At 67.1% G+C, this 10,985-nt stretch carries 8 protein-coding genes; 4 read left to right on the top strand and 4 right to left on the bottom strand.

The window, feature by feature from the left end:
* Window positions 1–405: 405 nt before the first annotated feature.
* Window positions 406–3,579 carry an isoleucine--tRNA ligase gene (ileS, locus tag KMW22_RS04345; RefSeq protein ID WP_221088801.1) on the top strand — a complete coding sequence of 1,058 codons (3,174 nt, stop codon included), beginning with the start codon at window positions 406–408 and terminating at the stop codon, window positions 3,577–3,579.
* Window positions 3,580–4,111: 532 nt separating this feature from the next.
* Here ileS and KMW22_RS04340 read toward each other — a convergent pair.
* Window positions 4,112–4,954, bottom strand: coding sequence for a DegV family protein (locus KMW22_RS04340; protein WP_221088800.1), 843 nt, complete (start codon window positions 4,952–4,954; stop codon window positions 4,112–4,114).
* A gap of 242 nt (window positions 4,955–5,196) precedes the next feature.
* Between KMW22_RS04340 and bshA the strand changes: the two genes are divergently transcribed.
* Window positions 5,197–6,315, top strand: a complete 1,119-nt coding sequence (gene bshA / locus KMW22_RS04335) for an N-acetyl-alpha-D-glucosaminyl L-malate synthase BshA (protein ID WP_221088799.1) — start codon at window positions 5,197–5,199, stop codon at window positions 6,313–6,315.
* 166 nt (window positions 6,316–6,481) lie between these two features.
* Here the strand turns inward: bshA and KMW22_RS04330 are convergent, their stop codons facing one another.
* The 3 genes from KMW22_RS04330 to sucC form a co-directional block, all read right to left on the bottom strand.
* A complete protein-coding gene (locus KMW22_RS04330) occupies window positions 6,482–7,048 on the bottom strand; it encodes a hypothetical protein (protein WP_221088798.1) in 567 nt (188 codons plus the stop codon).
* Between the two features lie 131 nt (window positions 7,049–7,179).
* Window positions 7,180–8,085 (bottom strand): succinate--CoA ligase subunit alpha, encoded by a 906-nt coding sequence (gene sucD, locus KMW22_RS04325; RefSeq protein ID WP_221088797.1) that lies wholly within the window; start codon window positions 8,083–8,085, stop codon window positions 7,180–7,182.
* Entirely contained in the window at window positions 8,085–9,230 is a 1,146-nt protein-coding gene (gene sucC, locus KMW22_RS04320; protein ID WP_221088796.1) for an ADP-forming succinate--CoA ligase subunit beta, read from the bottom strand. Before sucC ends, sucD begins: the two co-directional genes overlap by 1 nt.
* A 163-nt stretch (window positions 9,231–9,393) precedes the next feature.
* On the opposite strand from sucC, the gene KMW22_RS04315 reads away from it, so the two are divergent.
* Window positions 9,394–10,443 (top strand): M24 family metallopeptidase, encoded by a 1,050-nt coding sequence (locus KMW22_RS04315; protein ID WP_221088795.1) that lies wholly within the window; start codon window positions 9,394–9,396, stop codon window positions 10,441–10,443.
* Entirely contained in the window at window positions 10,440–10,970 is a 531-nt protein-coding gene (locus tag KMW22_RS04310) for an RlpA-like double-psi beta-barrel domain-containing protein (RefSeq protein WP_221088794.1), read from the top strand. The genes KMW22_RS04315 and KMW22_RS04310 overlap by 4 nt, the downstream gene beginning before the upstream one ends.
* The last annotated feature ends 15 nt before the right edge of the window (window positions 10,971–10,985 follow it).

Raw genomic sequence — 10,985 nt, 5'->3', positions numbered from 1 at the left:
AACACACAGGCGACCGAGAGGACAGTACGGGGCGCAGGGCAGCACAGAGCGAGCCAGGGACGGTGAGAGCCTGGCCAGCCAGCCGCACCCACGGAAGATCACCTCCCGCGCCGGCGGAAGAAAGGCCCATCCTGAGACCATCAGGGGCGCCGATTAGACCCGCCCGGACACCCTCCGGCAGAGGGCTGCAACGAGGCCGCGTGCACGCGGCGAAGTTGGGTGGTACCACGCACACGCTTCCATGCGGCGCGTCCCAGCAGATCAGCTGAGACGCGCCGCTTTGTTTGGTTCTGGAGGTGAAGGCATGAGCACCGTGCAAATTCGAGGCCCGATTCGGAGGCGGGTGATCCCCGCTGCCCTGGCCCCCCATGTCCCTTCGCCTCTTCCCTGTTCCCCGGAGTTCCTATGACCACCTTTAAACCCGTGCCGCAAAACCCCAACTTTCCTGCCCTGGAGGGGGACATCCTGGCCTTCTGGAAGGAAAAGGGCATCTTCGAGCGCTCGCTGGCGCAGACCAAGGATGGACCGGTCTTTACCTTCTACGAGGGGCCGCCCACCGCCAACGGGCAGCCGGGCGTGCACCACGTGCAGGCGCGCAGCTTCAAGGATCTGTTTCCGCGCTTCCGCACCATGCAGGGCTACCACGTGCCGCGCAAGGCGGGCTGGGACACCCACGGCCTGCCGGTGGAACTGGGCGTGGAAAAGAAGCTGGGCCTGAATTCCAAGCGCGAGGTTGAGGCCTACGGCATTGACCGCTTCAATGCCGAGTGCCGCGCCAGCGTGTTCGAGTACGAGGCCGAGTGGCGGCGCTTTACCGAGCGCATGGGCTACTGGGTGGACCTGGACGACGCGTACCTGACGCTGCACAAGGATTACATCGAGAGCATCTGGTGGAGCGTCAAGGGGCTGGATGAAAAGGGACTGCTGTACAAGGGCTTCCGGGTGGCGCCGTACTGCCCCAAGGACGGCACCACGCTCTCCAATGCCGAAGTCAGCGAGGGTTACAAGGACATCCAGGACCCCAGCGTGTATGTGCCGTTCCGGCTGAAGGACCCGGGGGCACTGGAGCTGCCGGAAGGCGCGGCGTTCCTGGTGTGGACGACCACGCCGTGGACGCTGCCCTACAACGTGGGCGTGGCGATCCACCCGGATTTTACGTACGTGGCCGCCCGGGACAAGGACGGGCAGGTGATGATCCTGGCCCAGAGCCTGAAAGACGCTGTGCTGGGCGAAGAAGCCGAGGTGGTCAGGACGTTCAGGGGCGCCGAGCTGGAGCGCGTGGCCTACGAGCCGCTGTTCACCGAGGCGTACGAGGCCGAAGGCGAGGGCAAGCCGGTGTGGCTGAGCGGGCTGGACACCTATGTCTCGGACAGCGACGGCACGGGCATCGTGCACACGGCGCCGGCGTTTGGTGAGGACGACATGCGGCTGGCGCGGAATTACGGCTTCCCGGTGATCGTGGGCGTGGACAGCGAGGGCAAGCACCGCTTTGGGCCGTGGCAGGGCGTGTTCTTCCGCGACGCGAACACCGAGATCGTGCGCGACCTGCGCGCCCGGGGGCTGATGTGGCGCGAGAAGAACTTTCTGCACGCCTACCCGCACTGCTGGCGCTGCGGCACCCCGCTGATGTACTACGCCACCGAGAGCTGGTACCTGAACAACACCCGCCTCAAGGCGCGCCTGATCGAACTGAACCAGACCATTGGCTGGCACCCGCCGCACATCAAGAATGGGCGCTACGGGGGCTGGCTGGAAAACCTGATTGACTGGAACGTGTCACGCAGCCGCTACTGGGGCACGCCGCTGCCGGTGTGGGAGGCCGAGGACGGCGAATACCGCGTGGTGGGCAGCTACGCCGAGTTGGCGGAACTGAGTGGGCGCCCGGAGCTGACGGGGCCGGACTTTGATCCGCACCGCCCGTTCGTGGACGACATCACCTTCGAGGTGGGCGGCAAGACCTTCCGGCGCGTGCCGTACGTGATGGACGTGTGGTACGACTCGGGCGCCATGCCCTTTGCGCAGCACCACTACCCGTTCGAGAACAAGGACAGGTTCGAGGCGGGTGGCTTTCCCGCCGACTTCATCGCCGAGGCCATTGACCAGACGCGTGGGTGGTTCAACTCGCTGCACCAGATCGGCACGATGGTCTTTGACTCGGTGGCCTATAAGTCCGTGATCTGCTCGGGACACATCCTGGACGAGAAGGGTGCGAAGATGTCCAAGAGCAAGGGGAACGTGGTGAATCCCTGGGACGTGTTCGAGCAGTACGGCGCCGACGCCGCCCGCTGGTACATGTACGTCTCGGCGCCGCCCGAGCTCAGCCGCCGCTTTGGCATGAACTTGGTGGGCGAGGCGTTCCGCTCGTACTTCCTGACGCTGTGGAACACCTATTCCTTCTTCGTGCTGTACGCCAACCTGGACCGGCCGGACCTGCAGGCCGCCGCCCCGGTGGCCCAGCGCCCGGAGGTGGACCGCTGGCTGGTGGCCAAGGTGCAGGCCCTGATCGGCACCGTCACCGAGCGCCTGGAGAACTACGATCCCACCGGGGCCAGCCGCGCGCTGCAGGACTTCGTGGTGGAGGACCTGAGCAACTGGTACGTGCGGCGCAACCGCCGCCGCTTCTGGGGCGGCGAGGAAGGCGCGGATCACAACGCCTACGCCACGCTGCACTTTGCCCTGGTGACGGTTACCAAGCTCACGGCGCCGTTCACGCCGTTTCTGGCCGAGACGCTGTACGGGAACCTCGTGCGGTCCGTGGACCCGGGCGCCCCGGAGAGCGTGCACCTGACCACCTGGCCAGTGGTAGATGAGGCCCTGGCGGCCCCCACCCTGGTGGGCGAGATGGACGCGGTGCTGCGGGTGGTCAGCCTGGGGCGCGCGGTGCGGGGCAAGACCAGCCTACGCCAGCGTCAGCCGCTGCCCAAGGTGATGGTGCGGGCGCGCACCGCCGAGCAGACCCAGGCCCTGGGGCGCTTTGCCGAGCAGCTCAAAGAGGAGCTGAACGTCAAGGAGGTGGAGCTGATGGACCAGTTCACCGAACTGGTGCGCTATCAGCTGCGTCCGAACCTGCCAGTGCTGGGCAAGAAGTTTGGCAAGGCGGTGCCGCAGGTGCGCGCGGCCCTGGGGGCGGCCGACGCCAGTGAGGTGGCCCGGTTTGTGCGCGACGGCAAGCAGTTTGAGGTGGTGGCCCCCACAGGCGAGCGCTTTGAGCTGGGGCCCGACGAGGTGCTGGTGGACGCCCAGTCGCCCGAGGGTTTTGCCGCCCAGGAGGAGGCCGGCTATCTGGTGGCTTTCGATACCACGCTGACGCGCGAGTTGGAGCTGGAGGGCCTGGCGCGTGACCTCGTGCGCGGGGTTCAGGACGCGCGCAAGAAGGCGGGCTTTGAGGTGCAAGACCGCATCGCCCTGCACCTGAACCTGAGCGGCGACGCGCGGGAAGCCGCCGAGGCGTGGCAGGAGTACCTGATGAGCGAAACGCTGGCCGAGACGCTGGTGTTTGGCCCCGCCGACGGCTTCGCGGCCGAGCTGGAAGGCGGCACCGCGTATCTGGAACGGCTGGAGGTCGTCAGTCACAACTGAGGCTGGGCGTTGAGGTGAGACAGGGGACAGGCCGGGGTGACCCGGCCTGCTCTCTTTGTATGGGTGGGTTGGTGCAAGGGGGCAGGGTCACGGTCCGCAGTGATGTTCAGGACGGTGGAAGCGGAGGCTGCGGAAGAAGCGCAAGGAACAGCAGACCCGCTTACCGCCCGCTGCTCCGCCGCCTTCCGAAACTGAACGTCTGCAGAGCAGCTCGGCGAGTCCGCCACAAAGGACACGGGAGGAATCCTCGTGTTCATGGAGTCGCGCCAGCCGGGGTACGGGAACGGTTCGCCGCATTGCTCAGGAGCTTTTGCGGCAGCAGTCGTGCCACCTGCTTCGGCTGGCAAGGTTGCCCTGGAGCGAACAGAAGAGGGAGAAGCCGTTCTGACTCCCCTCAACCGCCAGAGTTTCAGAGCCAGCGGCGAGCAAGGCCACGGAGGTCTCTGGCGCCTGTTCACCACACCCCAACACAGCGCGCCGCGCTGGGCCCGCCTTGAGCGGCAGCAAGCGCGGCGTTCAAGCCTCCGTCTACTTATTCAATGGGCACGGCCAGAAAGCCGAAGGTGCCGGGGCCCACGTGGGCCCCGATCACCGGGCCCATGAGCTGCACGCGGCCTTTTTGCACGTTCAGGCCGCTGGCGTTCATGGCATTGCGCAGGGCGCTGATGCGGGCGGTGTCGCGCCCCGCGTGCATGATGGTGGCGCTCACGGGGGTGTCGCCAAAGCGGGCCTTGAGGCTGGCGAGCATGTCGCCGGCCGCCTGATCCACCTTGGCGCGGCGGGCGGGTTTGAGCTTGCCATGATCGAATTCCAGGATCGGCCGCACTCCCAGCATGTTCCCAAAAAACGCCTGCGCGCGGCTGATGCGCCCGCCCCGGCGCAGGTATTCCAGCGAGGGCACGCTCATTTCGGCGTACAGGGCCTGCCCCACCGCCTGGGCGCGGGCCGCTGCCGTTTTCAGGTCGGCACCCTGCTGGGCCACGGCGCTGGCGGCCATGGCGATTTCAGCGAGGGGCGCGCCGGCCACCTCGCTGTCCATCACCAGCACGCGCCCGCCTTCGCCCAGGCTGGCGGCGGCCTGCTGGGCGTGCTTGAACGTTTCGGAGAGCTGTGAGGACAGATGCACACTAAGTACCGAATCGTAGGTCTTGAGCAACGAGCGGTACAGGTCGGCAAAGGTGGCAGCGGGAACCGGGGCTGTGGTGGCCTCGCCACCGGCGCGCATGTGGTCGTACACCGCGTCCGGGTCCACCTCCTGCCAGTCGAGCAGTGTGCGGCCCTGCATGGTGACCTGCAGCGGCACCACATGGATGCCAAGCCCCTTGGCCTGGTCGGGGTGCAGATCGCAGGTGGAATCGGTGACGACGGCAATCATGAACCACTTTTTAGGCGCTTCACACCCGCGCCGTTGTGAAGTATCTCCCTTTGCCCCTGATTGCCCCCCGCGTCTTAACGCGCTGCGCCAAGTCTGTCAGAGTTGTGTCAGAGGGCATTTTTCAGACCGCCCCGCTGTCCGGATGGGATGGCCTCAGACGGTTGGGCTGGGAGCAGGCGACTATACTTCGCACTCATGAAGGCGTCAGCTCTCCCCTGTTCCCACCCGCTTCTGGAGCCGACATGAAAGTGGCGGTGCTGTGCCACGCCAGTGCTGGGGGCTCCGGGGTGGTCGCTACCGAACTGGGCCTGCAGGTGGCGCGCGCTGGCCACGAGGTGCATTTCGTGGGCTCGGCCCAGCCGTTCCGGCTCTCCGGCCACGGCGGGATGCGGGGCCCCTACTTTCATCAGGTCAGCGGCTACGCCTACGCCCTGTTCGATCAGCCTTACCCCGAGCTGGCCGCCGCGAACACCCTGACCGAGGTGATTCTGGAACACGGCGTGGAGCTGGCCCACGCGCACTACGCCATTCCGCATGCCACGGCGGCGATTCATGCGCGGGCCATCACGGGTCGCTCGCGCGTGATGACCACACTGCACGGCACCGACGTGACCCTGGTGGGCCTGGAACCGGCGTTCCGGCACACCACGCGCCACGCCATTGAGCGCAGCGACCATGTGACGGCCGTGTCGCACTATCTGGCCGAACACACCCGCGAGGTCTTTGGGGTGGAGCGCGAGATCGAGGTGATTCACAACTTCGTGGACAGCGAGCGCTTCGTGCGGGTGACCGATCCAGCGGTCCGCGCCCGCTTCGCCCACCCAGATGAAGCCCTGCTGGTGCATGTCAGCAACTTCCGCCCGGTCAAACGCGCGGCGGATGTGGTGCAGGTGTTTGCCCGCGTGGCCAGCGAGATCCCAGCCCGCCTGCTGATGATCGGGGACGGCCCAGAGCGCCCGCGCGCCTTTGAGCTGGCCCAGCAGTTGGGAGTCATTGGCCGCACGCACTTTCTGGGCTCTTTTCCAGATGTGGAGACGGTGCTGGGCATCAGTGACCTCTTTCTCCTGCCCAGCCAGCAGGAGAGCTTCGGGCTGGCGGCGCTGGAAGCCATGAGCTGCGAGGTGCCGGTGGTCGCCGCGCGGGCCGGAGGGATTCCTGAGGTCGTGGACGAAGGCGTGACTGGCTTCCTGGCAGACGTGGGCGACGTGGACCACATGGCCGACGCCGCGCTGCGCGTGCTGCGCAACCGCGACCTGTACCAGCAGCTGGGGGCGGCCGGGCGACACGCTGCTGTCCACCGCTTTCACCCGCGCTTGATCGTGCCGCAATACCTGCGGGCCTACGAGAAAACGGTGGGATAAGGGCGGGGGCTGGCTGGATTCGATGGTCCAGCCAGCCCCCGCCCTCTAAACATCCCAGCCTCACTGATCGCTAGTGAATCTATTCACGATTATGCTAATTCGTGAAGCTTTTGTTCGGTGAGCAGCAAGGGGCGGCCGTCAATTGGCCGCCCCTGTTGAAATCGTCTTATCGGGCCAAGCGGACCGTCACCACGGTGGTGTCGGTAAAGGGCTGCACCTTCACAGCGCGGCCAACATCCACCAGGAAAGCGTTCCAGCCGCGCTTGAACATCGCCTCGTAGCCACGGTTCGCTTTCACCGTCACGTCGGTATTGACCCAGGCCACGAAAAGGTTGCCCCGGGTGGTCTCTGGGGTCACGTCGCGCAGGGCTTCGTTCTCGTCGCGGCGGCCATTGTTGTTCAGGTCGCGGTAGGTGAAGAACTTCAGCTCCGCCACCTGGGCCTGGGTGCTGACCTGAATGGGGTCAATGACGCCGGGCCAGTTGACGTTTTGCGGGGTGAGGGTCACCTGGGCGCGGGCGGTGGGCGCCGTGGTGGGCAGTTCCAGGCGGAAACGGCCACCTTCGACGGGCACGCTGGAAACCTCCTGCACGGCCTGGCCAAAGGGGTTGACCACCACCGCCGCGACGCGCAGGTCGCTGCTGGCGGCGCCCTCCACGGTGCCCTGAATGGTCAGGGCCGAGGCCTGGGCCGCGAGCAGAAGGGTGAGGGGCAAAAGAGCACGCGGGGTCATGCCTTCAGTCTACGCGCCGCGCTGACGGGTGGGTGACGCAAGCTGACGGCGTCTTCACCGGTGGGTGGGGGGAGACTGGAGGGGGGCGAGCCGAGGATAAACTCCAGCTCGCCCCCCTCCAGAAGGTGCGCTTACTTGTTCAGCGCCTGCTTGACCAGATCCACGATCTCGGGCATGGTGTCAGCCACCGGCACGTTCGCGGCCTTGAAGGCGGCGAGCTTGCTTTCAGGGGTCCCCACGTTGCCCATGATGATGGCGCCGGCGTGGCCCATGCGCTTGCCGGCGGGCGCGCTGCGGCCAGAGATAAAGGCCACGACGGGCTTTTTCATGTTGGCAGCGATGTACTCGGCGGCGGCTTCCTCGTCGGCGCCGCCGATTTCACCGATGACCACCACGGCGTCGGTGTCCGGGTCGGCCTCGAACAGGGGCAGCACGTCGGCGAAGGTGGTGCCGATCACGGGGTCGCCGCCGATGCCCACGGTGGTGCTGGTGCCCATACCGGCGTCGTTCAGCAGCTTGGCGGCTTCGTAGGTCAGCGTGCCGGAGCGGCTGATCAGGCCGATGCGGCCGGGGTTGGCGTAGATCTTGTTGGGCATGATGCCCACCTTGGCTTCGCCGTTGGTCACGAGGCCGGGGCAGTTGCCGCCGATCAGGCGGATGCCTTCGCCGCCAGCGGCGCGGTTGTCGGCGTCCAGGGCCTTGACTTCCTGCACGGCCTTCATCATGTCCACGGTGGGCACGCCCTCGGTGATCAGCACGATCAGGGGCATGCCGGCGTGGGCGGCTTCCAGCACGGCGTCAGCGGCGCCGGCCGGGGGCACGAAGATGATCGACACGTTGGCGCCGTGCTTCTCTTTGGCCTCGGCCACGGAGTTGTAGATCGGCCAGCCTTCGAAGTCGGTGCCGCCCTTGCCGGGGGTTACGCCCGCCACGACCTGGGTGCCGAAGTCGCGCATGGCGCGGGAGTGGCTGGCGCCTTCGCGGCCGGTCATGCCCTGCACGATGACCTTGCTGTCCTTGCCAACGAGAATACCCATTACTTGTTCGCCTCCTTGGCGGCCTCGTCGGCGGCCTCAAACATGGTGGGGTACATCTGGATCAGGGGGCTGTTGACTTCGGCCAGCAGCGCCTTGGCTTCGTCCTCGGCCGTGCCGGCGATGCGCATGCGCACGGGCTTGGTCAGGATGCCCTCGTTCAGCGCCTGAATCACGCCCTTGGCCACCTCGTCGGCGCGGGTGATGCCGCCGAAGATGTTGATGAAAATGGCCTTGACGTCGCTGTCCTTGCTGACCAGCTTCACGGCGTTGTACACGACTTCGGCCTTGGCGCCGCCGCCGATGTCCAGGAAGTTGGCGGGCTTGGCGCCGGCGCGGTTCACCACGTCCAGCGAGGTCATCACGATGCCCGCGCCGTTGCCCAGCACGCCCACGTTGCCGTCGAGCTTCACGTAGGCAAAGCCGTACTTGCTGGCTTCGATTTCCAGGGGGTGCTCGGCTTCCAGTTCGCGCCAGTCGGCCAGGTCCTTGTGGCGGTACATGGCGTTGTCGTCAATCTCGAACTTGGTGTCGAGCGCCAGCGGGGTGCCGTCAGGGCCCACGAACAGGGGGTTGATTTCGACCAGCACGGCGTCGCGCTTCAGCGCGGCCTCGCTCATCTTGACCATCATGTCGGCAATCTTGTTGAGGTTGCCCTTGAAGCCGGCCTTGAGGGCCACTTCGCGCGCTTCGTAGGGGCGCAGGCCGGTGACGGGGTCCACGCGGTGCTTGATGATCTTCTCGGGGGTGGCTTCGGCCACTTCCTCGATTTCCATGCCGCCCTCGGCGCTGGCCATCAGGGTGTAGCTCTGGACATTGCGGTCCACGATCATGCCCACGTAGTACTCGGTGCCGGCGTCAATGTCCACGGCCTTGGTGACCAGGACCTTGTTGACGGTGAGGCCCTTGATGTCCATGCCCAGGATCTTCTCGCCGTTTTCATAGGCCTTGTCTTCGGTGGGGCTGAACTTCACGCCGCCCGCCTTGCCGCGCCCGCCCACGTGCACCTGGGCCTTGACGACCACCGGCTGACCGTATTCGCGCGCGATCTGGCGCACCTCGTCGGGGGTGCGGGCGACTTTGCCTTCCTGAACGTTCACGCCGAACTGGCGCAGGATTTCCTTACCCTGGTATTCGTGAAGTTTCACGACTGATCCCTCCTTGGGGGCGTGGGGGCCCAGACTGTGAGCCCTGATTCGTTTGTCCCAAGAGATGAGTATAAGCGCACCAGGGATTGCCCCGTCCCGGCTGTCCCCAGACCGGGGACAAGGTGGGGGGCGCGCGGGCCGGCCGTGTTACCGTGGGCCGGTCATGACTCAACTGGAACAGATGCGCGCGGCGCTGAGCGGGGCTGGCCTTGACGGCGCGTGGATCAGTGACCCGGCCCATATCCGGCTCCTGAGCGGCTTTACGAGCGGCGCCGACGCCAAGCTGCTGATCACCCCGGGCGGCGTGACGCTGTACACCGACGCCCGCTACGAGGTGCAGGCGGGCGAGGAAACGCGCGTGCCCACCTTTATTGCACGCCCGCCCGAGACCCTGGAGCACGCCGCCGCGCAGGTGGCGGGACTGCGAATTGGCTTTGAGGCCGAGCACCTGACCGTGGCGGCCCTGGACGAGCTGCGCGAATACTGGCCCGGCGCGGCGCTGGAGCCGCTGGGGCCGGTGCTGCGCGAGCTGCGCATGGTGAAGACGGCGGTGGAAATTGAGGCCATCCGCGACGCGCAGACGCTGACCGATCAGGTGTTTGCCGAGGTGCGCCCGCTGATCCGGGCAGGGGTGCGCGAGCTGGACATTGCCATTGAGATTGAAACGCGCCTGCGCCGGGCGGGGGCGACGGTGGCGTTTGACGTGATCGTGGCCAGCGGGCCGCGCGGGGCGATGCCGCACGGGGTGGCCTCGGAGCGGGTGATTGAGGACGGCGAACTGGTGACCGTGGACATGGGCGCGCAGCTGCGCGGCTACAACAGCGATATGACGCGCACGGTGGCGGTGGGCGAGCCCGGCGAGGAGCTGCGCCGGGTGTACCGTGCAGTGCTGGAGGCCGAGGAAGCGGCGGTGGCGGCGGTGCGGCCCGGCGTGCGGGCGGCCGACCTGGACAAGCTGGCGCGCGACCTGCTCACCGGGCACGGGCTGGGCGAGGCCTTTGCGCACTCGCTGGGCCACGGCATTGGGCTGAATGTGCACGAGGGCCCGGGGCTGCGCAAGGTCAGCGAGGATGTCCTGCGCTCAGGCATGGTCATTACCATTGAGCCCGGCGCGTATCTGCCCGGCGTGGGCGGCGTGCGCATTGAGGATCTGGTGCTGGTGACCGAGGACGGCGCTGAGGTTCTGAGCCACAGCGAAAAGGAGCGCCTTTGAGAGCGGCGCTGCTGCTGGCCTGCGCGCTGCTGGGCGCCGCGAGCGCCGCGCCCTACCGGGTACAGCCGGGCGACACGTGGTGGAGCCTCGCACGGCGCAGCGGGGTGAGCGTGGCGGCCCTGCAGGCCATGAACGGGGGCGGCGGGCTGCTGCGCGCTGGGGCCACGGTGCAGCTGCCGGCCAGCGGGGGCGGGGCGGTGGCGGCCATTCCGGCCCGGCCCGCCACCGTGCGGGCCATGAGTGCGCCGGCGCCCAGTGTGTTTCAGCGCGGGCAGGCGGTGTACTACGGAGGCCGGCGCGACAGCCGCACGGTGATGACAGCCGCACACCTCACGCTGCCCTTTGGGACCTGGGTGCGGGTGACGCACGCGCGCACCGGGCGCAGTGTAGACGTGCTGATCAACGACCGGGGGCCTTTTGGCAACGGCGCGCGGATCATTGACCTGTCGAACGAGGCCGCCGCCGCCCTGGGAATTCTGAGCGAAGGGGTGGCGCCCGTGACCCTGACGGTCCTGAGCCGGCCCTGAGCCCCAGCCTGACCC

It is taken from the genome of Deinococcus aquaedulcis, assembly GCF_019693445.1.
In the GTDB taxonomy this organism is placed as follows: Bacteria; Deinococcota; Deinococci; order Deinococcales; family Deinococcaceae; genus Deinococcus; species Deinococcus aquaedulcis.
Note: the sequence above shows the minus strand (reverse complement) of the source record. Positions and strands in the feature narration are given on the sequence as shown.